Source organism: Sphingomonas sp. CCH15-F11 (genome assembly GCF_001557005.1).
In the GTDB taxonomy this organism is placed as follows: Bacteria; Pseudomonadota; Alphaproteobacteria; order Sphingomonadales; family Sphingomonadaceae; genus Sphingomonas.
In genome coordinates this window covers 13,415-39,376 of record NZ_LSKG01000058.1, presented here as the reverse complement: position 1 = coordinate 39,376, position 25,962 = coordinate 13,415, and the positions used below count along the sequence as shown (strand labels likewise).

Annotated in this window: 20 protein-coding genes; 8 read left to right on the top strand and 12 right to left on the bottom strand. The window is 68.0% G+C overall.

What is annotated here, in order from left to right:
* A partial coding sequence (locus AX709_RS05670) for a heparinase II/III family protein (protein WP_066547712.1) occupies positions 1-1,158 on the top strand: 1,158 nt, incomplete at its 5' end.
* Between the two features lie 38 nt (positions 1,159-1,196).
* Positions 1,197-2,786 (top strand): bifunctional phosphoribosylaminoimidazolecarboxamide formyltransferase/IMP cyclohydrolase, encoded by a 1,590-nt coding sequence (gene purH / locus AX709_RS05665; protein WP_066547739.1) that lies wholly within the window; start codon positions 1,197-1,199, stop codon positions 2,784-2,786.
* Positions 2,787-2,812: 26 nt separating this feature from the next.
* On the opposite strand, the gene AX709_RS05660 is transcribed toward purH, so the two are convergent.
* From AX709_RS05660 to ubiG, 7 genes are all read right to left on the bottom strand, one after another.
* Complete coding sequence (locus AX709_RS05660) at positions 2,813-2,971, bottom strand: Flp family type IVb pilin (protein ID WP_066477281.1); 159 nt, start codon at positions 2,969-2,971, stop codon at positions 2,813-2,815.
* Between the two features lie 65 nt (positions 2,972-3,036).
* Positions 3,037-4,545 carry a lipopolysaccharide biosynthesis protein gene (locus tag AX709_RS05655; RefSeq protein WP_066547713.1) on the bottom strand — a complete coding sequence of 503 codons (1,509 nt, stop codon included), beginning with the start codon at positions 4,543-4,545 and terminating at the stop codon, positions 3,037-3,039.
* Positions 4,542-5,804 carry a cation:proton antiporter gene (locus tag AX709_RS05650; protein ID WP_231726125.1) on the bottom strand — a complete coding sequence of 421 codons (1,263 nt, stop codon included), beginning with the start codon at positions 5,802-5,804 and terminating at the stop codon, positions 4,542-4,544. The genes AX709_RS05655 and AX709_RS05650 overlap by 4 nt, the downstream gene beginning before the upstream one ends.
* Positions 5,801-8,572, bottom strand: coding sequence for a DNA polymerase I (polA, locus tag AX709_RS05645; RefSeq protein ID WP_066547716.1), 2,772 nt, complete (start codon positions 8,570-8,572; stop codon positions 5,801-5,803). Before polA ends, AX709_RS05650 begins: the two co-directional genes overlap by 4 nt.
* Positions 8,573-8,840: 268 nt before the next feature.
* Complete coding sequence (locus AX709_RS05640) at positions 8,841-9,125, bottom strand: DUF427 domain-containing protein (protein ID WP_066547719.1); 285 nt, start codon at positions 9,123-9,125, stop codon at positions 8,841-8,843.
* A 119-nt stretch (positions 9,126-9,244) separates the two neighbouring features.
* Positions 9,245-10,726 (bottom strand): S41 family peptidase, encoded by a 1,482-nt coding sequence (locus AX709_RS05635; protein WP_443026195.1) that lies wholly within the window; start codon positions 10,724-10,726, stop codon positions 9,245-9,247.
* Between the two features lie 328 nt (positions 10,727-11,054).
* Positions 11,055-11,804: a bifunctional 2-polyprenyl-6-hydroxyphenol methylase/3-demethylubiquinol 3-O-methyltransferase UbiG gene (ubiG, locus tag AX709_RS05630; protein WP_066547725.1), complete on the bottom strand. Its 750-nt coding sequence runs from the start codon at positions 11,802-11,804 to the stop codon at positions 11,055-11,057.
* A gap of 55 nt (positions 11,805-11,859) precedes the next feature.
* Between ubiG and AX709_RS05625 the strand changes: the two genes are divergently transcribed.
* The gene (locus AX709_RS05625; protein WP_066547728.1) at positions 11,860-13,125 is read left to right on the top strand and encodes an aspartate kinase; all 1,266 of its coding nucleotides are present in this window, start codon (positions 11,860-11,862) and stop codon (positions 13,123-13,125) included.
* Positions 13,126-13,509: 384 nt separating this feature from the next.
* Here AX709_RS05625 and AX709_RS05620 read toward each other — a convergent pair whose 3' ends face one another.
* From AX709_RS05620 to AX709_RS05605, 4 genes are all read right to left on the bottom strand, one after another.
* A complete protein-coding gene (locus AX709_RS05620) occupies positions 13,510-15,303 on the bottom strand; it encodes an AMP-dependent synthetase/ligase (RefSeq protein ID WP_066477356.1) in 1,794 nt (597 codons plus the stop codon).
* A 67-nt stretch (positions 15,304-15,370) separates the two neighbouring features.
* Positions 15,371-17,038: a gamma-glutamyltransferase gene (ggt, locus tag AX709_RS05615; RefSeq protein WP_066547730.1), complete on the bottom strand. Its 1,668-nt coding sequence runs from the start codon at positions 17,036-17,038 to the stop codon at positions 15,371-15,373.
* 46 nt (positions 17,039-17,084) lie between these two features.
* Positions 17,085-17,321: a DUF2061 domain-containing protein gene (locus tag AX709_RS05610; RefSeq protein WP_066547733.1), complete on the bottom strand. Its 237-nt coding sequence runs from the start codon at positions 17,319-17,321 to the stop codon at positions 17,085-17,087.
* A 130-nt stretch (positions 17,322-17,451) separates the two neighbouring features.
* Positions 17,452-18,453, bottom strand: coding sequence for a quinone-dependent dihydroorotate dehydrogenase (locus AX709_RS05605; protein WP_231727436.1), 1,002 nt, complete (start codon positions 18,451-18,453; stop codon positions 17,452-17,454).
* A gap of 276 nt (positions 18,454-18,729) precedes the next feature.
* Between AX709_RS05605 and AX709_RS05600 the strand changes: the two genes are divergently transcribed.
* Positions 18,730-19,581, top strand: a complete 852-nt coding sequence (locus AX709_RS05600) for an AraC family transcriptional regulator (RefSeq protein ID WP_066547735.1) — start codon at positions 18,730-18,732, stop codon at positions 19,579-19,581.
* Between the two features lie 214 nt (positions 19,582-19,795).
* Here the strand turns inward: AX709_RS05600 and AX709_RS05595 are convergent, their stop codons facing one another.
* Complete coding sequence (locus tag AX709_RS05595) at positions 19,796-20,647, bottom strand: AraC family transcriptional regulator (protein ID WP_066547735.1); 852 nt, start codon at positions 20,645-20,647, stop codon at positions 19,796-19,798.
* Positions 20,648-20,923: 276 nt separating this feature from the next.
* Here AX709_RS05595 and AX709_RS05590 point away from each other — a divergent pair, with 276 nt between their 5' ends.
* The 4 genes from AX709_RS05590 (at position 20,924) to AX709_RS05575 (ending at position 25,867) form a co-directional block, all read left to right on the top strand.
* Positions 20,924-21,925: a quinone-dependent dihydroorotate dehydrogenase gene (locus tag AX709_RS05590; protein ID WP_231727436.1), complete on the top strand. Its 1,002-nt coding sequence runs from the start codon at positions 20,924-20,926 to the stop codon at positions 21,923-21,925.
* Between the two features lie 130 nt (positions 21,926-22,055).
* Positions 22,056-22,292, top strand: coding sequence for a DUF2061 domain-containing protein (locus AX709_RS05585; RefSeq protein WP_066547733.1), 237 nt, complete (start codon positions 22,056-22,058; stop codon positions 22,290-22,292).
* A gap of 46 nt (positions 22,293-22,338) precedes the next feature.
* Positions 22,339-24,006, top strand: coding sequence for a gamma-glutamyltransferase (gene ggt, locus AX709_RS05580; protein ID WP_066547730.1), 1,668 nt, complete (start codon positions 22,339-22,341; stop codon positions 24,004-24,006).
* A gap of 67 nt (positions 24,007-24,073) precedes the next feature.
* Complete coding sequence (locus AX709_RS05575; protein ID WP_066477356.1) at positions 24,074-25,867, top strand: AMP-dependent synthetase/ligase; 1,794 nt, start codon at positions 24,074-24,076, stop codon at positions 25,865-25,867.
* Positions 25,868-25,962: the final 95 nt, after the last annotated feature.

The window sequence follows — 25,962 nt, the reverse complement described above, 5'->3', positions numbered from 1 at the left end:
CACCTGGACCGCACCGCCGATCGCGCGCCTGCCGGCCCGCGCCGGATCGCGGCTTGCGCGGGGATCGTCGCGGCGGGGCTGATGATTCCGGGCGGCGATGCCCGCCGCGCGCTCGACGAAGCGGGACTGGCGCGCGCGATCGCCGCATCGGTCGGCAGCGACGGCGGGGTGACGGGCCGGTCGCCGCTGGGGCTGATCGACGCGATCATGGTGCTGACCATGCTGCGCGCGACCTATGCCGCGCGGCGGATCGATCCGCCCGAACTGATCGACGCGACGCTGGCGCGGATGGTCGGCGCGTTGCAGGGGCTCACGCTGGGCGACGGTGCGCTGTCGAGCTGGCAGGGCGGCAACCCGGTGGCGGCCGATCAGGTCGCCGCAATTGTCGAGGCGACCGGCGTGCGCACCCGGCCGCTGCGCCAGGCGCGCGACTGGGGCTATCATCGCCTCGCCGCCGGTCAGACGGTGCTGGTGATCGACGCCGCCCCGCCGCCCGTCGCGCGGCTGGTCGAGGGCGGATGCGCGTCGACGCTGGCGTTCGAGCTTTCCGACGGCACGCGCCGGCTGGTGGTCAATTGCGGGGGCGCGCGGTCGGTCCATGCGTCGGTGCCCGCCAGCCTGACCGAAGGGCTGCGCACCACGGCGGCGCATTCGACGCTGATCGTCGACGACAGTAATTCGACCGCGATCCACGGCGACGGCACGCTGGGGCGCGGGGTCGCTTCGGTCGAGCTGAGCCGTCAGGACGGGGGCGGCACCGCCCGGCTCGACGCCAGCCATGACGGCTATGTCCGGCGTTACGGCCTGATCCATCGCCGCCAGCTGCTGCTGTCCGCCGACGGGCGCGACCTGCGCGGCGAGGACCTGTTGATCCCGTCGGGCAAGAAGCGCCAGCGCGGCGACATCCCCTTCGCGATTCGCTTTCACCTGGCGCCGGGGATCGAGGTGTCGCCGACGACCGACAATCAGGCCGCGTTCCTGCGCCTGCCCGGCGGGGCGGTGTGGCAGTTCCGCTGTCGCGAGGCGACGCTGGCGGTCGACGACAGCCTGTGGGTCGACGGAGCGGGTCGCCCGCATGCGACGCGCCAGATCGTGCTGTCGGGCCAGTCGCCGCCGGGCGGCGCCAGCGTCACTTGGCTGTTCCACCGCGCCAAATAGGCTTGCCCCGCGCCTCCGCTTGGCCGATGGGCACGCGCATGACCGACATCCCCCTTCGCCGCGCGCTGCTTTCGGTATCCGACAAGACGGGCATCGTCGAACTCGCGCAGTCCCTCGCCCGCCACGGTGTCGAGCTGGTGTCGACCGGCGGCACCGCCACCGCGCTGCGTGATGTGGGCCTGGCAGTGCGCGACATCGCCGACCTGACCGGCTTTCCCGAGATGATGGACGGGCGGGTCAAGACGCTTCACCCGATGGTGCATGGCGGCTTGCTGGCGGTGCGCGACGATGCGGACCACGCCGCCGCGATGGCCGCGCATGGGATCGGCGCGATCGACCTGGTCGTCGTCAACCTCTACCCCTTTGCCCGGACGGTGGCGCGCGGCGCCGACCGCGCGACGATCATCGAGAATATCGACATCGGCGGGCCGAGCATGGTGCGATCGGCCGCAAAGAACCACGCCTATGTCGCGATCGTCACCGATCCGGCCGATTATCCCGCGCTGGTCGCCGAGCTGGACGAGACCGGCGGTGCGACGCGGATCGATACGCGCCGCAAGCTCGCGGCCAAGGCCTATGCCGCCACTGCCGCCTATGACAGCGCGATCGCGCAATGGTTCGCCTTCGCCGACCAGGGCGAGATGTTTCCGGCGACCCTGCCGCTGGCGTTCACGCGCGGCGACACGCTGCGCTATGGCGAAAATCCGCATCAGTCGGCCGCGCTCTATCTGCCCCAGGGGCCGGCGGCGCGCGGGATCGCCCAGGCCGAGCAGCTGCAGGGCAAGGAACTGAGCTACAACAACTATAACGACGCCGACGCCGCGCTCGAGCTGGTCAGCGAGTTTCGCGACGGCCCGCCGACGGTGGTGATCGTCAAGCACGCCAATCCGTGCGGCGTCGCCAGCGCCGACACGCTGATCGACGCCTATCGCGCCGCGCTGGCGTGCGACAGCGTGTCGGCGTTCGGCGGGATCATCGCGGCCAACCGCACGCTCGACGGTGAGACGGCGGCAGCGATCGCGGACATCTTCACCGAAGTGGTCGCCGCGCCCGATGCGACCGATGACGCGCGCGCGATCTTTGCCGCGAAGAAGAATCTGCGCCTGCTGCTGACCGGCGACCTGCCCGATCCGGCGCGCGGCGGGTTGATGGTCAAGTCGATCGCGGGCGGGTTGCTCGTCCAGTCGCGCGACAATGGCCGGGTGGCGGACGATGCGCTGCGCGTCGTCACGCGCCGCCAGCCGACGGCGCAGGAGCTGGCCGATTGCCGCTTTGCCTGGACGGTCGCCAAGCATGTGAAGTCGAACGCGATCGTCTATGCCCGCGACGGCGCAACGGCGGGCATCGGTGCGGGGCAGATGAACCGGCTGGAGTCGGCACGGATCGCCGCGTGGAAGGCACGCGACGCGGCGGAGAAGGCGGGATGGGCGCAACCGCGCACGATCGGATCCGCGGTGGCGTCGGATGCCTTCTTCCCCTTTGCCGACGGGCTGCTGGCCGCGGTCGAGGCGGGCGCGACGGCGGTGATCCAGCCGGGCGGGTCGATCCGCGATGCCGAGGTGATCGCCGCCGCCGATGAGGCCGGGCTGGCGATGATCTTCACCGGGATGCGCCACTTCCGCCATTGAGCGGCCGGCGGCCAATGCGGCAGCGATCAGCCGTTCAGCGCGTTGGTGATCGTCGTGAAAATGCCCGCAAGGCTGAGACCGAGGGCATTGAACGCGGCGATCAGCGCGACCGAGATAAGGGCTGCGAGCAGGCCATATTCGATGGCGGTCGCGGCACGTTCGTCCTGCCATAGCGTGCGGGGCATTGCGTCGGCTCCTGTGCGGATGGCGCTCCGCACATATGCCGCAATTCTTACCCGACGGTAACCGCTTACGCTGCTTCGGCCGCGTCCTCGCTCGCTGGAATCTCGGGCGCGCCGGGCAGCTTGCGGAACAGCGTGCGGTCCTGCGGCCCGAAGCCCCAGCGCCACAGGACGTACAGGTAGCTGAGCAGGATCCCCGGGATGCCGATTGCCAGCTCGGCCCATTCGGGCAGCTGGGTCGTCACGACCCAGCCGACCACGCCCGCCGCCGCCACCGCCCAGGCGAACGACCAGCGCAGCGACGATACCGGCGCGTCGAGCAGGCGGGCGAGCAGCCGCGTCTTGAGCAGCGAGCCGAGCGCCAGCGACACGGTGAGCGCGACCGCGGGCGCGGCAGCCGCCCATCCTTCCGGTAGGCCCAGGGTGCGCGCGGCGATGACCAGCGCGAAGCTGAGCCCGATCTGCAACGACAGGACGGTGATCGACAGGATCAGGTTGCGGTGCCGCGCGACATAGACCAGCCCGGCCTCCGCCACGGCCCCCGGTGCGGCGAGCACTTCGGCGGCGAGCAGGAAGATGAGCGCGCCCGCCCCAGCGACGAAGGCGGGACCGACCACGCCCATGACGCCTTCGGCCGGCAGCCCGCCGATCAGCGCCAGACCGGCCTGTGCGGCGATGATCCAGAAGCCGACCTGGCGGATCTGGCGGGCGACCGCGGCCCGGTCGCCGCGCGCGAGCGCCTGGGTGATGACGGGCCCGAGCACGGGATCGAAACTGGTCTTCAGCTTCTGCGGCAGCGACGCGACCTGCTGGGCCATGTAATAGATGCCGACGACATTGGGGGCGAAGAACAGGCCCAGGATGAAGCGGTCGACGTTGCGCGTGCCCCATTCGATCGCGTCCGCGCCGGCCAGCGGCGCGTTGCGGCGGGCGAGCGCGAACATCTCGGGCAGATGCGGCGACCAGCCGTGCGGCAGGCCATAGCTGCGCACGAACGGCACCAACGAGGCCGCGAGCGCGGCGAGCATCGACAGGACATAGGCGATGATCAGCCCGTCGCGCGACGAAATGTAGGACAGCGCAAAGGCCGCGATGCTGATCGTCCATGGCTCGATCACCGCACGCGCGGTCACCGCCGCCCGGATATTGTGGCGATAGGCGAGCGCGGCGAGCGCGATGTCCGACCAGGCGATGGCGAGCACGACCAGCGGCAGCAGCCGTTCAAACCCGATGACCTGGCTGTTGGGATACATCGCCTGGGGAAAGGCGAACAGGACGGCGCTGGCGACCAGCGATGCGATGGCAGCGACCAGCATCGCGTCCCACACGACGTGCGCGTGCGGGCGGTCGGTGTGCGCCAGCGCCTGGGCCAGCCCGCGCTTGAGCCCGATCGTCGCGACGAGCGCGGCGAATTCGACCACCAGGATGGCAACCGCGAACCGGCCGACAATCTCCGCGCCGTAAATCCGCCCGGCGATGAACAGGAAGGGGATCCGCGCCGCCAGCCGCAGCCCGAAACCGAGGATATTGGTCCGCCCGCCCCTGGCCAGCGCGGCCATTTCGTCGGGCGCGGTCATGCTTCGACCTCGCGCTGGCGGTCGAGCCGGCGCATCACCGGGGTGACGGTCGTACCGTGCAGCAGGATCGAGATCAGGATCACAAGCGCGATCGCACCCCATAATCGCGTCGGCTGGTCGAACTGGCCATGATTGATGCCGTAGGCGAAATAAAACACCGAACCCAGCCCGCGAATGCCGAAAAACGCGATCGCGCCCCGCTCCAGCGGTGAGCGACGCAGCCCGGCCAGGGAGATCCAGCCGACCAGCGGGCGGACGAGGAACACCGCGATCAGCGCGAAGACGACATCGCTCCAGCGCACCAGCGCCAGCAGCCCGCCCGCGCTGAGCATGCCGCCGAACATCACGAGCATCACCATCATCAGCAACCGTTCGGTTTCGTCGGCAAAGTCGTGCAACCGGTCGTTGAACACGTCGGTGGCGGCGGCGCGGTTGAGCATCAGTCCCGCGATGAACACGGCCAGAAAACCATAGCCATGTGCCAATTCGGTCAGCGCATAGATGACGAGCGTCGCCCCCAGTGCGACGAAGCCGTCGCCGGTTCGCGACAGCCGCGTCTCGCCGGGCAGGCGATAGACGATCCAGCCGAGCAGCCAGCCGCCGGCCACCCCCGCAATCGCGCCGACGGCAAGCCGGAACACGACGTCGTCCAGCACCCACCATCCCATCGTCGCCCAGGTCCAGCCGCCTGCCGCCGCCGCAATGGCGAGATGGACGAAGGGAAAGGCGAGGGCGTCGTTCAGCCCGGCTTCCGAGGTCAGCGTGAAGCGTGCCTCGTCATCGCTGTCCGATCCCGGCTTTTCGATCTGGACGTCGGATGCCAGCACCGGATCCGTCGGCGCGAGCGACGCGGCGAGCAGCAGCGCGGTCGACAGTCCGACGCCGAGCAGCCCGGCACCCAGCAGCGTCAGCGCCACGATGGTGAGCGGCATGGCGATCCCCAGCATCCGCCAGCATGGCCGCCAGCCCCGCCAGCTCAACGGTCGCGCGATCTTCAGCCCCGCCCCCATCAGCGACACGAGGACGATCAGCTCGGCGGCCTTCTCGACCATGAACGGCGTCTCGATCGGATGGATCGCAAAGGGCTGAAACCGCGGGATCGAAAACAGGCCCGCGCCGATGCCGACGCACACGATCGGCAGCGACAGCGGCCATTCCTTCAGGACCAGCGGCAGCCATGCGACCAGCAGGATCAGCAGGCCGAGGCCGAGCAGGACCGGGATGTACAGCTCGACGATCGCCGGCGGCGCTGCAATCAATGCGCGGCGCCCCAGCTTGGCCCGACCCCGATCTCGACGCCGAGCGGGACGGTGAGCCTGACTGCGGGTTCGGCGGCGGTCGCCATCACGTGCTCGATCACGGGCCTGGCCGCGTCGACGTCGCCCTCGGGCAGCTCGAACACCAGTTCGTCGTGGACCTGCATCAGCATGCGAACCCGGGGCAGGCCGGCCTGTTCCAGCGCGGGGCCCATGCGCGCCATCGCGCGCTTGATGATGTCGGCGCTCGTACCCTGGATGGGCGCGTTGATCGCGGCGCGTTCGGATCCGGCGCGCTCGTTCTGATTGGGGGACTTGAGGCGCGGGAAGTGCGTCTTCCGCCCGAACAGCGTCTCGGTATAGCCGCGTTCCTTTGCCGTCATCAGCGTGTCGGCGATGTAGCGGTTGATGCCGGGGAAGCGATCGAAATAGCGGTCGATCATCGCCTGTGCCTCATCGGGCGTCACGTCGAGCCGCCCCGCCAGCCCCCAGCGCGAAATGCCGTAGAGGATCGCAAAGTTGATCGTCTTCGCCCGCCCGCGCGTGTCGCGATTGACCTCGCCGAACAGCTCCATCGCGGTCATGTTGTGGATGTCGTCGCCGTTGGCGAACGCGTCGCGCAGCGCCGGCACGTCGGCGATGTGCGCGGCGAGGCGCAGCTCGATCTGCGAATAGTCGGCGGCCAGGATGACATGGCCCGGCTCCGCCACGAACGCGTCGCGGATCTGGCGGCCGACCTCGGTGCGGATCGGGATGTTCTGAAGGTTGGGGTCGGTCGACGAGAGGCGCCCGGTCTGCGCCCCGGTCAGGCTGTAGCTGGTATGGACGCGGCCGGTGTGCGGGTTGATCTGGGCCTGGAGCGCGTCGGTATAGGTCGACTTCAATTTGCTGAGCTGGCGCCAGTCGAGCACCTTGAGCACCATGTCGCGGCCGGGCGAGTCCTTGTCAGCGGCAATCCGCTCCAGTTCGTTGACGTCGGTCGAATAGACGCCCGACTTGCCCTTGCGGCCGCCCTTGATCCCCATCTTGTCGAACAGCACGTCGCCCAGTTGCTTTGGGCTGCCGATCGCGAATTTGAACCCGGCGAGCGCGTGGATATCCTCCTCCAGCCGCGCGATCTGCTGGCTGAATTCGGATGAAAGCTGGGCGAGCCGCCCGGCATCGACCTTGACGCCCGCCATTTCCATCCCGGCGATGACGCGGACCAGCGGGCGATCGACCAGCTCATAGATCCGCGTTCCGCCTTCATAGGCGAGCCGCGGCTTGAACCGCCGCCAGAAGCGCAGCGTCACGTCCGCATCCTCGGCCGCGTAGCGGGTTGCGGCATGCAGATCGATTTCGCCGAAATGCTTCTGGTTCTTGCCGGTACCGACCACGTCCTTGAACGCGAGGCAGCTGTGCGACAGGTGCGTGGCGGCGAGCTCGTCCATGCCGTGCCCGTGCCGCCCGGCATCGAGGTCGAACGACATGACGATCGTGTCGTCATACGGCGCGACATCGATGCCGCAGCGCCGCAGGACGATCAGGTCGTATTTGAGGTTGTGGCCGATCTTGAGCACCGCCGGGTCCTCGAGCAGCGGCTTGAGCTTCGCCAGCGCGACCGCGCGCTCGATCTGTTGCGGGCGCTCGCTGAACATGTCGTGCCCGACATGGCCGACCGGGATGTAGCAGGCCCGGTTGGGGGCGAGCGCCATGGAAATGCCGACCAGATCGGCCGACATCGCATCGAGCCCGGTGGTCTCGGTATCGATCGCGACCCAGCCCTGGTGCCGGGCCGCGTCGATCCAGCGGTCGAGCGCGGCGTCGTCGACTACGGTTTCATAGGCGTCGTGATCGCACGCCGGATCGGCGGCCTGCTCGGCCGCGACCGGCGGCGGCGTGCTGCCGGTGTCGACCGGGTCCGCCACCGTCGCAAGCTTGGCCAGCAGCGACTTGAAGCCGTGATGCTCCAGGAACGCGCGCAGCGGCGGTTCGGGAATGCCATCGAGCGTCATCTCCTCGAGCGGGTGCGGCAGCGGCACGTCATCGGCGAGGGTGACCAGACGGCGCGACAGCCGCGCCATGTCGGCATGCTCGATCAGATTGTCGCGCAGCTTGCCCGGTTTCATGTTCGGCGCGGCGGCGAGCACGGCCTCGACATCGCCATGCTCGAGGATCAGCTTGGCGGCCGTCTTGGGGCCGACGCCGGGGACGCCGGGGACGTTGTCGACGCTGTCCCCCATCAGCGCCAGCACCTCGCCCAGCTTCTCGGGGCCGACGCCGAACTTCTCGACCACCGCCTCGGGCCCCATGCGGCGGTCCTTCATCGTGTCGAGCATGTCGATGCCGGGTTCGGTCAGCAACTGCATCAGGTCCTTGTCGGAACTGACGATGGTGACGTGCCAGCCCTGGGCCAGCGCCGCCTTCGCATAGCTCGCGATCAGGTCGTCGGCTTCCCACCCCAGCTCCTCGATGCAGGGCAGGCTGAACGCGCGCGTCGCATCGCGGATCATCGGGAACTGCGGCACCAGATCCTCGGGCGCAGGGGGGCGATGCGCCTTGTACTGATCGTACAGGTCGTTGCGGAACGTGTGTTCGGACTTGTCGAGGATGACCGCCAGATGGGTTGGGCCGTCGGCTTCGTGCAGCTCCTTCGCGAGCTTCCACAGCATCGTGGTATAGCCATAGACCGCGCCCGCCGGCTCGCCATGGCGATTGGTCAGCCGGGGCAGCACGTGATAGGCACGGAAGATGAAGCTCGAGCCGTCGACGAGGTAGAGATGGTTGGGCATGGCCGCGGCTTAGCAGGGCGCCGCGCGGGGGGCGAGACGGTTGTGCCGGTTGCGGGCGGTGTTGTCGAAGCGGCCGATGTCGATGCCATTTCCCCAGCGTTCTCGTCACCCCGGACTTGATCCGGGGTCCCGCTGTTTCTTGCGCCCGAAAAGGCAGCGAGACCCCGGATCAAGTCCGGGGTGACGGTGGCTTTCCCAGGCTGACGGTGTCTTTCCCGTTGCCGAGGCGGCTAACGGGCCCGCCCCGTGAGGTCCGCCAAATTCGGCGTCAGCCGACGGTCACGCCCTTCCAGAAGGCGATGCGGCCGGTGATCTCCCTCGCCGCATCCTTGGGCTCGGGATAGTACCAGGCCGCATCGACATTCTCCGCGCCGTCGACGACGAGCGTGTAGTAATGTGCGGTGCCCTTCCACGGGCAGACGCTGGTGGTGGCGCTCGGCTTGAGCTGCACCGCCTCGGTCATGCTGTCGGCGGGGAAATAATGGTTGCGCTCGACGACGACCGTGTCGTCGCTGCGTGCGATCACGTGACCGTTCCAGCGTGCCTCGACCATGTTACGCGTCTCCCGGGGTTCGACCCGTCACAGATGGGAAAGCGGTGGCGACCGCACAAGCCCGCGCCGCCGCCCGCCCGCCCGGATCGCAAGAAGCTGGAAATGCGCGGTAGGCGGAGTCAGAACAGGCCGGGCGTCTCGCGCTGCGCAGCGGTCGGGCGGGTCGGGCTGAACAGCCGCCGGGCGGTCGTGCTGCGCGCGGCCTGCGGGCCCTGGGTTCCGACGGCGATCCGGGTGCAGCTGCGTCCCGCGAGAAAGTCGAGCGCCGTGCGCACCGATGCCTCGCGCGGGTCGCCGAGCGGGAAGCTGATATCGTCCGATGCCTGGCAGCTCGATTCCATCACCGACGCGAGACCGTTGTAGTAGCCGCCCTGGCCGTCGGCATTCTGGCTCGCAAAGGCGACGACGCGCAGCCGGTCGTCGCACGCCGGCCGGTCGAGCGCGATCTGGCCGACCGGCTTGCCATAGGTGTTGGTGCCGATCAGCGCGGAATTGGCGCGCAGATAGGGCAGGGTCGAGTTGATGACCAGCTCGCTGGCCGACGCGGTGCCGCCGCTGCCGATGAACGCAATGCGCATCGGCGCGACCGACTGGGGCTGCGCACGATAATAGCGGGTTTCGTTCTGGGCCGATTTGGACGGGCGGAACGCGGTGATCGACTGGATATTCGACGCGGTCCGCGCCCCGCCGAGCAGGTCGCTCAGCAGCTCTGCCGTCGAGACGAGGCCGCCGCCATTATAGCGGAAATCGATCACGAGGTTTGTCACGCCCGCGTCGCGGAACTGCTGGAAGGCGTTGCGCAGCGCCTGATCCGCGGTCGAGATGAAGGTGCGCAGGTTGAGATAGCCGACCCGCCGGCCGCCATCGTCGAGGATGCGGGCGCCATAGCGCGACGACACCGGGGTCAAATCGAAAATGCGCTTGGTAATGCTGACCTCGCGCGTGCCGGTGGCATCCTGGACGCGCAGCACGCGGACAGTGCCCTCGGTCGCCGGGCCGAGCGCCGTACCGAGCCCCGCCTCGCCCTCACTGGCCAGGATGGCGGCGACGCTGCGGACATTCGCGCTCGTCGTGCCGACGCCGACGATCTCCGCACCGCGATCGACGCCGGCCGCGAGCGCGGGCCCGCCCTCGAACGCCTCGATCACGAACAGGCGGTCGCCCGAGAACCCGAAACGCACGCCGAAACCGGCGGTGGCACCCGACGCGTAATAGGCGCTCTCCTCGGCGATCGAGGTCAGATAGGTGAAATAACGGTCGCGGTTCAGCGTGCGGGCGTTGGCGGTCAGCGCGTCGATATACGCATCGACGGTGGCATAGGCGGCGGGGTTCAGTCCCGTCGCGAGGAGGTCGGGGAAAAGATACCATTCGTTGATTTGCGCCGCGACCCAGTCCTGGCGTTCGCGCACCGAGCATCCGGCGGTCGTCGCCGTCGGGGTGGGCGCGGGTGTCGGCGAGGGTGCGGGTGCGGGTGCGGCCGAGGTCGGCGGCGCAGTCACCGTTCCGCTCGTCCGGCTGCCGCCGCCACCGCCGCCGCCGCATGCCCCAAGCAGGGCCAGCAAACTCAACCCTACGCCCAGACGTCCCGCACGCACGCGCACTCTCCCACCGCTCGCGCGGCCATGCATAACGCGGGCATTGGTGAACGCCAGCTGGATTTTGGTCCACATCCGCGCGACATGCGTGCGTCCCGCCGCGATACAGCCCGGCCGCTCCACGACCGAATTGGCTGTTTCGCGCCCTGCGAAAATGACGGATGGTGCGAATGCGGGCGGTCGGGTTCACTCCCTTTTCCCGGACGCCCGCCTCCGCACGCCGCGGCATGTTGCCAGCCGCGCGGGCCTTCGCGTCGGCACCGGACCGGGAAAGCTGCCCGCCAGGGGGGAAGGCGGCGCGACGAGGCCCAGGGACGGTGCCGATCCGCGCGGATCAGCGCGGCCGGGCGGTCAGGATATAGTTCAGCCGCTCATCGTCGCCGATGCGAAAGCCCGCAGTCGGCGACCAGCCGATGCCGCGCCGCTCGCCGATCGCGAGCCCTTCCACCTCCAGGAGCGCGACCAGCTCGTCGGGGGTGAGGAACTTGTCCCAGTCATGCGTGCCGCGCGGGATCGCGCCCAGCCCCTCGGCGACGCCGACCATGGCGAGCCGCGACAGCGCGGTACGGTTGGGGGTCGAGAGGATGAGCAGCCCATCGGGCGCGAGCGCTGCCGCAAGCCCGGCGACGAACGCCGCCGGATCGGTCACATGCTCGATCACCTCAAGCGCGGTGACGAGATCGAAGCGGGCACCCGCGACCTGTTCGATCCCGCCGGCGCGATAGTCGATCGCCAGACCCGATGCCTCGGCATGCGCGAGCGCCGCACCGATATTCTCCGGCGCGGCGTCGATGGCGGTGACGGTCGCCCCCATGCGGGCGAGCGGCTCGGCGAGCAGTCCCGCGCCACAGCCGACGTCGAGGGCGCGGCGGCCCAGCAGCGGTCGGAACGCGGCGGCGTCCGTATCCCAATGCGAATCGACCGCGGCACGGATGAATTTCAGCCGGACCGGGTTCAGCCGGTGGAGCATCGCGGACGTCCCGCGCGGATTCCACCAGTCGGCGGCGAGCGCACCGAAATGCGCGGCCTCGCGCGCGTCGATCGTGGATGCTGCGGGTGCGAGCGCGTCACTTGCCTTTGCCATGGTGCGCTCCTATCAGAGCGCCCCATTGCTCCCAAGAGGCGTTTGGCGAAATAAAATGGCGCGGATCGTGATGAAATTCGGTGGCACGTCGATGGCGGGCATCGAGCGTATCCGCAACGTCGCCCAGCGGGTGAAGCGCGAATGGGAAGCCGGAAACGAGATCGCGGTGGTCGTTTCCGCCATGGCCGGCGAGACCGACCGGCTGGTGGGCTTTTGCCGCGAGGCGTCCTCGCTCTATGATCCGCGCGAATATGATGTCGTGGTGGCGAGCGGCGAGCAGGTGACATCGGGCCTGCTGGCGATCGCGCTGCAGGCGATCGGCGTGCCGGCGCGCAGCTGGCTCGGCTGGCAGCTGCCCGTGCGGACCAACGACGCGCATGCCGCGGCGCGGATCGAGGCGATCGACACCGATGCGCTGCTTGCCGCCACCGCCGCACGCGAAGTCGCGGTGATCCCGGGATTCCAGGGTATGGCCGGCGACGGACGGGTCACGACGCTGGGCCGTGGCGGGTCCGACACCTCGGCGGTCGCGGTCGCCGCGGCGATGAAGGCCGATCGTTGCGACATCTACACCGATGTCGACGGCGTCTATACCACCGACCCGCGCATCGTGCCGCGCGCGCGCAAGCTCAGGCGCGTGACCTATGAGGAAATGCTGGAGCTGGCGAGCGTCGGCGCCAAGGTGCTGCAGACCCGATCGGTCGGGCTGGCGATGAAGGAAGGCGTGCGCATCCAGGTGCTCTCCTCCTTCGGCGACGCGGACGGGGCCCCCGACGCCGCATCGCTGCCCGGTACGCTGATCGTGGGTGAAGAGGAGATCGAAGACGTGGAACGCCAGCTCATCACCGGCATCGCGCACGACAAGAACGAGGCGAAGATCACGCTGGCCGACGTGCCCGACCGGCCGGGTGCGGTGGGGTCGATCTTTGCGCCGCTCGCGGCCGCCAGCATCAATGTCGACATGATCGTCCAGAATGTGGCGCATTCGTCGGGATCGACCGACGTGACGTTTACGGTGCCGCAGGCGGAACTGGCGCGCGCGCTCGACGTGCTCGACAAGGCCCGCGACACGATTGGCTATACCAAGCTGGTCCACGACACCCGCGTCGCCAAAATCTCGATCGTCGGCGTCGGTATGCGCAGCCACGCCGGCGTCGCGTCGACGATGTTCCAGACGCTCGGTGATCGCGGCATCAACATCCAGGCGATCACGACCTCCGAAATCAAGGTCAGCGTGCTGATCGAGGAGGATTACACCGAACTGGCCGTGCGCGTGCTGCACACCGCCTATGGGCTGGATGCGGCGGACGAGGCGGCGTGAGTTTGGAGCGGTTTGCGATCCACCCGGCGCACCCCTCCCCTTCAGGGGAGGGGACGGGGGGGCGTGCCTCAGGCGATGCGCCCGGCGGAGAGTCCCCACCCCAACCCCTGCACTGAAGGGGAGGGGCTTAGAGCGGGATGACCTTGCATGGAATCACCTTTCGTCACCCCGGCCTTGTGCCGGGGTCCACGGCGCCACACGTTACAACCGCCGGGACTGCGCCGCCCGGTGGACCCCGGCACAAGGCCGGGGTGACGAGGAAGTCGTTAGAGAGCGAGTCAAGCTAACGTCGTCACGCTCTAAGCGCATCAACTTGATCGCGAACCGCTCTACTGGGCTGACTGCCGTTGCGCGTCGTCCCGGCGGACGCCGGGGCGACGGGCCTTACGCGCGGTAGAGCTTTTCCAGCCGCTCGCCATAGACCTCGCGCAGGACGTGGCGGCGGATCTTGAGGCTGGGCGTCAGCTGCTGGTTCTCGATCGTGAAGGGTTCGTCGGCGATGATGAACTGGCGGATGCGTTCGATGACCGACAGCTCCTTGTTGACGCGCTCGACCGCCGTGCCCAGCGCGCTGCGGAACGCGTGATTCTGGGCCAGCGACTTGAAGTCGCAGCCGGTCGCGCTCTTCGCGCACCACTGCTGCACCCATTCGGGGTCGGGGACGAGCACTGCGACCATATAGGGCTTGCGGTCGCCCGAGATCATCGCCTGCACGATCTCCGGCTGGAGGGTCAGCATCCCTTCGATCTTCTGGGGCGCGACATTGTCGCCCTTGTCGTTGACGATGATGTCCTTCTTGCGGTCGGTGATCTTGATCCGGCCCTTGTCGTCGATGATGCCGATGTCGCCGGTGTGGAGCCATCCGTCCTTGAGCACCCGCGCGGTTTCCGCTTCGTTGCGCCAATAGCCGTGCATGACCAGTTCGCCGCGCACCAGGATCTCGCCATCCTCGGCGATGCGAACCTCGGTATTCTTGAGCGGCGGGCCGACCGTGTCCATCTTCAGCCCGACCTTGGGGCGGTTGCACGAGATCACGGGTGCGGCTTCGGTCTGGCCATAGCCTTGGAGGAAGGTGAGGCCGAGCGACTGGAAGAAGATGCCGACTTCCGGATTGAGCGGCGCGCCGCCCGACACCATCGCCTTGATCCGCCCGCCGAAGCGCTTCTGGATCTTGGGCTTGAGCAGCGAATTGACGATCAGGTTCATCGGCAGGTTGGCGACGCCGACGCTGCCCTTGTCCGCCTTGCGCCCGCCGATCGCGACGGCGCGGTCAAGCAGATAGGTCGACAGCTTGCCCTGTTTCTCGACCGTCTTCGTGATGCGCGTGCGCAGCACCTCGAACAGGCGGGGAACGACGACCATGATGGTCGGACGGACCTCCTCGATATTGGAGGCCAGCTTGTCGAGCCCCTCGGAATAATAGATCTGCGCGCCAAGCCCGATCGGGAAATGCTGGCCGCCGGTATGTTCATAGGCATGGCTGAGCGGCAGGAAGGACAGGAACACCTCGTCTTCCCAGCCGAAGTCCGTCGAAATGACGTCGATGCAGCCTTCGACATTGTGCAGGATCGCGCCGTGATGCTGCATCACGCCGCGTGGCGACCCGCCGGTGCCGCTGGTGTAGATGATGCAGGCCAGGTCCTCGCGCGCGAAGTCGCAGCGTTGGGCAACCAGTGCGGGCTCGGTCGGGTGCGCGGCGATCAGCCCGCGCCAGCTGTGAAACTCGACTGCGCCGGGCTGGCTCATGCGGAAATCGTCGATGGCGATGACGTGGCGCGCGGTGTTGGAGCGCAGCACGGCGGGCAGCAATGTCCGGGCGAGCTTGGCATTGGAGACGATCACCGCCGCCGCGCCCGAATTCTCCAGGATATGGTGATGGTCGCGTTCGGTATTGGTGACATAGGTCGGGACGGTCACCATGCCCGCCGCCATGATCGCCAGATCGCTGATGCACCATTCGGGGCTGTTTTCGGCAACGAGCATCACCCGGTCGCCGCGTGAGAGGCCAAGCCCCTCCAGCGCGGCCGCGAGCGCCGCGACCTGGCGCGCGGCTTCCGCCCAGCTGGTCGATTGCCATTGCCCGCCGCGCTTGGCCCACAGGAACGGCTTGTCGCCCTGTTCGCGCGCGCGGGTGAAGAACATCGTCACCAGGTTGGGGAAATGTTCCAGTTGTCGCATCGTTGCTCCCGCATCCACCCTGTTGGCCCCGGCGTCTGTCGCGCCGGTGGGGCCGGTCATTATCCGCTTATTCGGTCAGTGCCGTGCCGATGCTGCGCGGATCGGCCGCGCCGCGCCAGCCATCGGGTCCGCGCTGCAGCACGGTCAGCTTCGATCCGAGATCGCTTGCCTGGGTGTCCTGACCGAGCCTGGCGATTTCCGGGGCGAGCTGCTTGCCGAGCGCGTTGTCCTCGATCAGCAGCTTGCCGCCGCCGAAATAGAGATTGGGCAATGCCATCGCTTCCTCGGCCGACAACCCGAAGTCGAGCACGCCGACCAGCGTTTTCATCACATGCATGATGATCCGCTTGCCGCCGGCCGAGCCGAGCGCCAGCACCGGCTTGCCCGCGCGGTCATAGACGATGGTCGGTGACATCGACGACAAGGGCCGCTTGCCGCCCTCCACCCGGTTGGCGACGGGCGCGCCGTCGCGCTCGGGCACATAGGTGAAGTCGGTCAGCTCATTGTTGAGCACCAGGCCGTTGGCGATCAGTTGGCTGCCGAACGGCCCCTCGACGGTCGAGGTCATGCTGGCGATGTTGCCGTCGCGGTCGACCGCGACGAAATGGGTGGTGCCGGGCGTTTCGGCCTGAACGGCCAGCGTGCGCGGCCTGGCTCCCGGCGGCGTGCCGGGCTGGTAATCGTTGAGCGCGCGGCGTTCGGCGATCAGCTTCGACCGCTTGCCGAGATAACCGGGGTCGATCAGCCCGGCGATCGGCACCTCGACGAAATCGCGGTCGCCGAGATACATCTCGCGATCGGCATAAGCGAGCTGCATCGCCTCACCCAGCACATGCCACGCGACCGGGGATTTGGGCCCGAGCCGATTGAGGTCGAACCGCTCGATCATGCCGAGCATCTGGAGAATGGTGATCGCGCCCGACGAAGGCGGGCCCATGCCGCAGACCGTATAGCCGCGATAGCCGCCGCACACCGGCGGGCGCTCCTTGGCCTGATAGGCGGCAAGGTCGGCGAGCGTCATGTCGGCGGGATTGGCCGGCGCCTTGGTCACCGCATCGACGATCGCCTGGGCATTGGGGCCGGTATAGAAAGCCTCGGGGCCACCCTCGGCAATGTCGCGCAGGAACTTGGCGAGCGCGGGGTTGCGGATGCGGGTGCCGACCGGCAGCGGCTTGCCATCGGGGCCGAGATAGAGCGCGGCGATGTCGGGGAAGTTCTTCCACAGCTCCGGGAAATAGCCGGCCGCGCCGTTGAGCGGCTTGGTAACTTCAAAGCCATCCTCCGCCAGCTTGATCGCCGGTTGGAACAGCGCCCGCCATTCGAGCTTGCCCCATTTGGCATGGGTCATCGCCGCCAGCCGGATATTGCCCGGTACGCCCACCGAAAGCCCGCCCGGCACCGCCTGGCGAAAGCCCATCGGCTTGCCGTCGGGCGTCAGGAAGCGATCGGGCCGCGCGGCGGCAGGGGCCTTTTCGCGGCCGTCGATCGATTCGAGCAGCCCGGTCTTGCCGCCGTGATGAATGATGAAGCCGCCGCCACCAAAGCCGCTCGATTGCGGCTCGACCACGGTGAGGGCAAGCATCATCGCCATCGCTGCGTCAGCCGCGGTCCCACCCTGGCGCAGGATGTCCCGACCGGCCTCGGTCGCGCGGGGATCAGCCGAGGCAACGACACCCTGCGCGGTGGCGGGGGTCGCGACGAAGAGCGCGAGGAGCGCGACGAACAAACGGATCATGGCACGGGGTGGTAGCGGGCTTTCGCGCCGGGGCAAAGCCGCTACGTCAAACGTCGGTTGCGGCGCGCAGGTCGTCGCGACCGAACCAGCGGCGCACGAACGCGGCATAGTCGCCACGCCAGGCGCGCTCATGAAAGAAAAAGGCGACCGCGTTGGCACAGGGTTCGATCAGCGCGATCCCGCCGGCAATCGCGACCGAGCCGGTAAGCAGATAGGCGACCGAAAAACCGATCGTCAGGTGGATCGCCAGATAGGTCAACGTCTTGGCCAGGTCGTGCGACATGCTCGGCTCCTCGCACCCGATTGGATGTACGCTGGAGATGCGCCCATCCGGGGCGACGCGCCAACGGATTGATCCGGGCAGAGTTATCGACTTGTACGATCAGTTTTGGAAAAGTGATCGTTCTGGACGATCAGAGGTGGGTAGCGATGTACCGAGCGAGGCCGGGCCCGTGAAACACCAGTGCCGAATAGAGCTGAACGAGGCTGGCACCCGCATCCAGCCGGGCGCGAGCCTCCGCCGGGCTGTCGATTCCTCCGGCCGCGATCAACGCAATCGCGCCGCCGCTGGCCGCATGGACTTGCGCCAGCACCTTCCGCGCGCGCGGGGCGAGCGGCCGGCCCGACAACCCGCCCGTCTCGCCAGCTTCCGGGCTGTCGAGCGGCGGGCGCGAAAGGGTGGTGTTGCCGACGATCAGCGCGTCGACATGATGGTCGCACGCCGCACGGACGACGACGTCGATCGCCGCGCGATCAAGGTCGGGCGCGATTTTCAGGAACAGCGGCCGCCGGGTGCCGTCACCGAGGTGGCGGGCGGCGTCGCAGCGCGCGAGCAACTCGCCGAGCGCGGGCTGGCTCTGCAGGTCGCGCAGGCCCGGCGTGTTGGGCGAGCTGATGTTGATCGTCACATAGTCGGCGGCAGGCGCGACACGGGCGACGCCGGTCGCATAGTCGCCGATGCGATCGTCCGACTCCTTGTTCGCGCCGACATTGATCCCGAGCACGCCGGCGCGCCGCGCCCGCGCCACGCGGCCTAGCGCGGCGTCGATCCCGCCATTGTTGAAGCCCATGCGGTTGATGACCGCTTCGTCCTCGACCAGCCGGAACAGGCGCGGGCGCGGATTGCCGGGCTGGGGCCGCGGGGTCAGCGTGCCGATTTCGACAAAGCCGAAGCCGAGCGCGAACGCGCCGTCGATCGCCTCGCCGTCCTTGTCGAAACCGGCGGCGAGCCCGACGGGATTGGGAAAATCCAGGCCCGCAATCGTGACCGGTCGCCGCGGGGCCGGGCCGCCGCCGGCCGGTGCGCCGAGGGCCGACCATGCTGCCAGCGCACGGATCGTGGCGCGGTGCGCGACCTCCGGGTCAAGCGCGAACAGCGCAGGGCGAGCGAGGCGGAACAGCATGTCGCCGCGCATGACACCGTGGCACGGCGGCGTAAAGCGCCTCCCGATCTGGGACAGTTCGCCACCGGCGCCGCACGAATGTCCAATTCGTCCAAGCGAATCGGTGATCCGCCGATTTAAGGGACACATGCGACCCAAAGGCTCCCGGTAACGGGAACCTTTTCCTTTGAGCCCGGCCTTTGCGCCGGGCTTCTTTTTTTCCAGCCACGACGCTAGCTTGCGGCAAGTTGGACGGGGGGAACGCAGCGCATGGGATCGCAGATTTTCCGTCGACGCGAGGCGGGCTGAGTGTCGCAGCCCTTGCTCGCCTTTGCGCAGCCCTCGCCGGCCGCGGCACCTTTCGCGACGCTCTATTATCTGTTCCGCTCCGAGGCATCGGTGGTCGAAGGGATCGAACGCGCCGATATCGGCCAGATCCGCTTCATGCTGAACGGCGCGGGTGCCGTCACCTTTCCCGACGGCCGGTGCGAACGGTCGACCCCGGTGATGATCCACGGCCCCGGCACCGGTGCCGCGCGTTATCGTGTCGAGGGGCCCTTTCATTGTTTCGGTGTTGCGTTGCGCCCGATCGGCTGGGGCGCGCTGGTCGGGCTGCCCGCGCACGAGCGCGCCGACCATCTGACCGACGGCGCCACGATCTGGGGCGACGCGATGGTGGCGCTGATCGATCGGCTGCGCGCGGCCGATGATGTCGAGGCGATGAAGGCGATTGTCGAGCCGGTGCTGCTCGCCCATGCGCGTCCGATCCCCGATGCGCATCACCGGCTGGCCGAGGCGGTCCGCCAGTGGCTGGCGAGCGACGGCCCGATCTGTGTCGACGGCCTGTTCGCGCGCGTCGCGCTCAGCCCGCGCCAGGTGACGCGGTGGGTGAACCATTATTTCGGTGCGCCGCCCAAATTCCTGGAACGCAAGTTCCGGGCGGTCCGCGCGGCGAGCGACCTGGTCGAGGGGGCGGACCCGGCCGAAGTCGCCGGGCGCTTTTACGACCAGTCGCACATGATCCGCGAAATCCGCCATTTCACCGGCCACACGCCGGGCACGCTGGCGAGCGCGATCGACCCGGTGCTGGCGCTCACGCTGCAATCGACCGCGTTCAATGAACTTGCGCCAGTGACGGCGCCCCCGCACGCGGCCGGTTGACTCCCCCGGTACGGAAGCCCATCTGCAAAATCAGATTGAATTCGTCTGATTGGATCCGATGCGCCTTTCCAGCCTTGCCGACTATGCCGTCGTGATGTTGAGCGCGGCCGCGCTCAACATCACGACGGCATAGTCGGCAAGGCTGGAAAGGCGCATCGGATCCAATCAGACGAATTCAATCTGATTTTGCAGATGGGCTTCCGTACCGGGGGAGTCAACCGGCCGCGTGCGGGGGCGCCGTCACTGGCGCAAGTTCATTGAACGCGGTCGATTGCAGCGTGAGCGCCAGCACCGGGTCGATCGCGCTCGCCAGCGTGCCCGGCGTGTGGCCGGTGAAATGGCGGATTTCGCGGATCATGTGCGACTGGTCGTAAAAGCGCCCGGCGACTTCGGCCGGGTCCGCCCCCTCGACCAGGTCGCTCGCCGCGCGGACCGCCCGGAACTTGCGTTCCAGGAATTTGGGCGGCGCACCGAAATAATGGTTCACCCACCGCGTCACCTGGCGCGGGCTGAGCGCGACGCGCGCGAACAGGCCGTCGACACAGATCGGGCCGTCGCTCGCCAGCCACTGGCGGACCGCCTCGGCCAGCCGGTGATGCGCATCGGGGATCGGACGCGCATGGGCGAGCAGCACCGGCTCGACAATCGCCTTCATCGCCTCGACATCATCGGCCGCGCGCAGCCGATCGATCAGCGCCACCATCGCGTCGCCCCAGATCGTGGCGCCGTCGGTCAGATGGTCGGCGCGCTCGTGCGCGGGCAGCCCGACCAGCGCGCCCCAGCCGATCGGGCGCAACGCAACACCGAAACAATGAAAGGGCCCCTCGACACGATAACGCGCGGCACCGGTGCCGGGGCCGTGGATCATCACCGGGGTCGACCGTTCGCACCGGCCGTCGGGAAAGGTGACGGCACCCGCGCCGTTCAGCATGAAGCGGATCTGGCCGATATCGGCGCGTTCGATCCCTTCGACCACCGATGCCTCGGAGCGGAACAGATAATAGAGCGTCGCGAAAGGTGCCGCGGCCGGCGAGGGCTGCGCAAAGGCGAGCAAGGGCTGCGACACTCAGCCCGCCTCGCGTCGACGGAAAATCTGCGATCCCATGCGCTGCGTTCCCCCCGTCCAACTTGCCGCAAGCTAGCGTCGTGGCTGGAAAAAAAGAAGCCCGGCGCAAAGGCCGGGCTCAAAGGAAAAGGTTCCCGTTACCGGGAGCCTTTGGGTCGCATGTGTCCCTTAAATCGGCGGATCACCGATTCGCTTGGACGAATTGGACATTCGTGCGGCGCCGGTGGCGAACTGTCCCAGATCGGGAGGCGCTTTACGCCGCCGTGCCACGGTGTCATGCGCGGCGACATGCTGTTCCGCCTCGCTCGCCCTGCGCTGTTCGCGCTTGACCCGGAGGTCGCGCACCGCGCCACGATCCGTGCGCTGGCAGCATGGTCGGCCCTCGGCGCACCGGCCGGCGGCGGCCCGGCCCCGCGGCGACCGGTCACGATTGCGGGCCTGGATTTTCCCAATCCCGTCGGGCTCGCCGCCGGTTTCGACAAGGACGGCGAGGCGATCGACGGCGCGTTCGCGCTCGGCTTCGGCTTTGTCGAAATCGGCACGCTGACCCCGCGGCCCCAGCCCGGCAATCCGCGCCCGCGCCTGTTCCGGCTGGTCGAGGACGAAGCGGTCATCAACCGCATGGGCTTCAACAATGGCGGGATCGACGCCGCGCTAGGCCGCGTGGCGCGGGCGCGGCGCGCCGGCGTGCTCGGGATCAATGTCGGCGCGAACAAGGAGTCGGACGATCGCATCGGCGACTATGCGACCGGCGTCGCCCGTGTCGCGCCTGCCGCCGACTATGTGACGATCAACATCAGCTCGCCCAACACGCCGGGCCTGCGCGACCTGCAGAGCCAGCCCGCGCTCGGCGAGTTGCTCGCGCGCTGCGACGCCGCCCGCCACCTCGGTGACGGCACCCGGCGGCCGCTGTTCCTGAAAATCGCGCCCGACCTTGATCGCGCGGCGATCGACGTCGTCGTCCGTGCGGCGTGCGACCATCATGTCGACGCGCTGATCGTCGGCAACACCACCCTTTCGCGCCCGCCGCTCGACAGCCCGGAAGCTGGCGAGACGGGCGGGTTGTCGGGCCGGCCGCTCGCCCCGCGCGCGCGGAAGGTGCTGGCGCAAGTCCATGCGGCCAGCGGCGGCGCGATTGCGTTGATCGCGGCCGGAGGAATCGACAGCCCGGCGGAGGCTCGCGCCCGGCTGGATGCGGGTGCCAGCCTCGTTCAGCTCTATTCGGCACTGGTGTTTCACGGGCCCGGCCTCGCTCGGTACATCGCTACCCACCTCTGATCGTCCAGAACGATCACTTTTCCAAAACTGATCGTACAAGTCGATAACTCTGCCCGGATCAATCCGTTGGCGCGTCGCCCCGGATGGGCGCATCTCCAGCGTACATCCAATCGGGTGCGAGGAGCCGAGCATGTCGCACGACCTGGCCAAGACGTTGACCTATCTGGCGATCCACCTGACGATCGGTTTTTCGGTCGCCTATCTGCTTACCGGCTCGGTCGCGATTGCCGGCGGGATCGCGCTGATCGAACCCTGTGCCAACGCGGTCGCCTTTTTCTTTCATGAGCGCGCCTGGCGTGGCGACTATGCCGCGTTCGTGCGCCGCTGGTTCGGTCGCGACGACCTGCGCGCCGCAACCGACGTTTGACGTAGCGGCTTTGCCCCGGCGCGAAAGCCCGCTACCACCCCGTGCCATGATCCGTTTGTTCGTCGCGCTCCTCGCGCTCTTCGTCGCGACCCCCGCCACCGCGCAGGGTGTCGTTGCCTCGGCTGATCCCCGCGCGACCGAGGCCGGTCGGGACATCCTGCGCCAGGGTGGGACCGCGGCTGACGCAGCGATGGCGATGATGCTTGCCCTCACCGTGGTCGAGCCGCAATCGAGCGGCTTTGGTGGCGGCGGCTTCATCATTCATCACGGCGGCAAGACCGGGCTGCTCGAATCGATCGACGGCCGCGAAAAGGCCCCTGCCGCCGCGCGGCCCGATCGCTTCCTGACGCCCGACGGCAAGCCGATGGGCTTTCGCCAGGCGGTGCCGGGCGGGCTTTCGGTGGGCGTACCGGGCAATATCCGGCTGGCGGCGATGACCCATGCCAAATGGGGCAAGCTCGAATGGCGGGCGCTGTTCCAACCGGCGATCAAGCTGGCGGAGGATGGCTTTGAAGTTACCAAGCCGCTCAACGGCGCGGCCGGCTATTTCCCGGAGCTGTGGAAGAACTTCCCCGACATCGCCGCGCTCTATCTCGGCCCCGATGGCAAGCCGCTGCCGGTCGGCACCCGCATCCGCAACCCCGCGCTCGCCAAGTTCCTGCGCGACATTGCCGAGGGTGGCCCCGAGGCTTTCTATACCGGCCCCAATGCCCAGGCGATCGTCGATGCGGTGACCAAGGCGCCGGCCAATCCCGCCGACATGACGCTCGCCGACCTTGCCGCCTATCAGGCCAAGGAGCGCCCGCCGGTGTGCGGCGGCTATCGCGGCTATACGGTCTGCGGCATGGGCCCGCCTTCGTCGGGCGCGATCACCATTCTCCAGATGCTCGGCATGATCGAGCGGTTCGACCTCAATCGGCTCGGGCCCAAATCCCCGGTCGCGTGGCATGTGCTGGGTGAGGCGATGCAGCTCGCTTATGCCGATCGCGAGATGTATCTCGGCGACCGCGATTTCGTCGAGGTGCCGATCGCCGGGCTGATCGACCCCGGTTATCTCGGCAAGCGGTCGAAGCTGATCGCCGAACGCCGCGCGCTCAACGATTACCAGCCCGGCACGCCGCCGGGAGCCAGGCCGCGCACGCTGGCCGTTCAGGCCGAAACGCCCGGCACCACCCATTTCGTCGCGGTCGACCGCGACGGCAACATCGCCAGCATGACCTCGACCGTCGAGGGGCCGTTCGGCAGCCAACTGATCGCCAACGGCCTGGTGCTCAACAATGAGCTGACCGACTTCACCTATGTGCCCGAGCGCGACGGCGCGCCCGTCGCCAACCGGGTGGAGGGCGGCAAGCGGCCCTTGTCGTCGATGTCACCGACCATCGTCTATGACCGCGCGGGCAAGCCGGTGCTGGCGCTCGGCTCGGCCGGCGGCAAGCGGATCATCATGCATGTGATGAAAACGCTGGTCGGCGTGCTCGACTTCGGGTTGTCGGCCGAGGAAGCGATGGCATTGCCCAATCTCTATTTCGGCGGCGGCAAGCTGCTGATCGAGGACAACGCGCTCGGCAAGCAGCTCGCCCCGGAAATCGCCAGGCTCGGTCAGGACACCCAGGCAAGCGATCTCGGATCGAAGCTGACCGTGCTGCAGCGCGGACCCGATGGCTGGCGCGGCGCGGCCGATCCGCGCAGCATCGGCACGGCACTGACCGAATAAGCGGATAATGACCGGCCCCACCGGCGCGACAGACGCCGGGGCCAACAGGGTGGATGCGGGAGCAACGATGCGACAACTGGAACATTTCCCCAACCTGGTGACGATGTTCTTCACCCGCGCGCGCGAACAGGGCGACAAGCCGTTCCTGTGGGCCAAGCGCGGCGGGCAATGGCAATCGACCAGCTGGGCGGAAGCCGCGCGCCAGGTCGCGGCGCTCGCGGCCGCGCTGGAGGGGCTTGGCCTCTCACGCGGCGACCGGGTGATGCTCGTTGCCGAAAACAGCCCCGAATGGTGCATCAGCGATCTGGCGATCATGGCGGCGGGCATGGTGACCGTCCCGACCTATGTCACCAATACCGAACGCGACCATCACCATATCCTGGAGAATTCGGGCGCGGCGGCGGTGATCGTCTCCAATGCCAAGCTCGCCCGGACATTGCTGCCCGCCGTGCTGCGCTCCAACACCGCGCGCCACGTCATCGCCATCGACGATTTCCGCATGAGCCAGCCCGGCGCAGTCGAGTTTCACAGCTGGCGCGGGCTGATCGCCGCGCACCCGACCGAGCCCGCACTGGTTGCCCAACGCTGCGACTTCGCGCGCGAGGACCTGGCCTGCATCATCTACACCAGCGGCACCGGCGGGTCGCCACGCGGCGTGATGCAGCATCACGGCGCGATCCTGCACAATGTCGAAGGCTGCATCGACGTCATTTCGACGGACTTCGGCTGGGAAGACGAGGTGTTCCTGTCCTTCCTGCCGCTCAGCCATGCCTATGAACATACCGGCGGCCAGCATTTCCCGATCGGGCTTGGCGCGCAGATCTATTATTCCGAGGGGCTCGACAAGCTGGCCTCCAATATCGAGGAGGTCCGTCCGACCATCATGGTCGTCGTTCCCCGCCTGTTCGAGGTGCTGCGCACGCGCATCACGAAGACGGTCGAGAAACAGGGCAAGCTGTCGACCTATCTGCTTGACCGCGCCGTCGCGATCGGCGGGCGCAAGGCGGACAAGGGCAGCGTCGGCGTCGCCAACCTGCCGATGAACCTGATCGTCAATTCGCTGCTCAAGCCCAAGATCCAGAAGCGCTTCGGCGGGCGGATCAAGGCGATGGTGTCGGGCGGCGCGCCGCTCAATCCGGAAGTCGGCATCTTCTTCCAGTCGCTCGGCCTCACCTTCCTCCAAGGCTATGGCCAGACCGAAGCCGCACCCGTGATCTCGTGCAACCGCCCCAAGGTCGGGCTGAAGATGGACACGGTCGGCCCGCCGCTCAAGAATACCGAGGTTCGCATCGCCGAGGATGGCGAGATCCTGGTGCGCGGCGAACTGGTCATGCACGGCTATTGGCGCAACGAAGCGGAAACCGCGCGGGTGCTCAAGGACGGATGGCTCCACACCGGCGACATCGGCATCATCGACGACAAGGGCCGGATCAAGATCACCGACCGCAAGAAGGACATCATCGTCAACGACAAGGGCGACAATGTCGCGCCCCAGAAGATCGAAGGGATGCTGACCCTCCAGCCGGAGATCGTGCAGGCGATGATCTCGGGCGACCGCAAGCCCTATATGGTCGCAGTGCTCGTCCCCGACCCCGAATGGGTGCAGCAGTGGTGCGCGAAGAGCGCGACCGGCTGCGACTTCAAGTCGCTGGCCCAGAATCACGCGTTCCGCAGCGCGCTGGGCACGGCGGTCGAGCGCGTCAACAAGGAGCTGTCGGTCATCGAACGCATCCGCCAGTTCATCATCGCCGACGAACCCTTCACGATCGAGAACCAGCAGCTGACGCCCAGCCTCAAGATCCGCCGCCACGTCCTGCGCGAGGTCTATGGCGAGCGGCTGGAAAAGCTCTACCGCGCGTAAGGCCCGTCGCCCCGGCGTCCGCCGGGACGACGCGCAACGGCAGTCAGCCCAGTAGAGCGGTTCGCGATCAAGTTGATGCGCTTAGAGCGTGACGA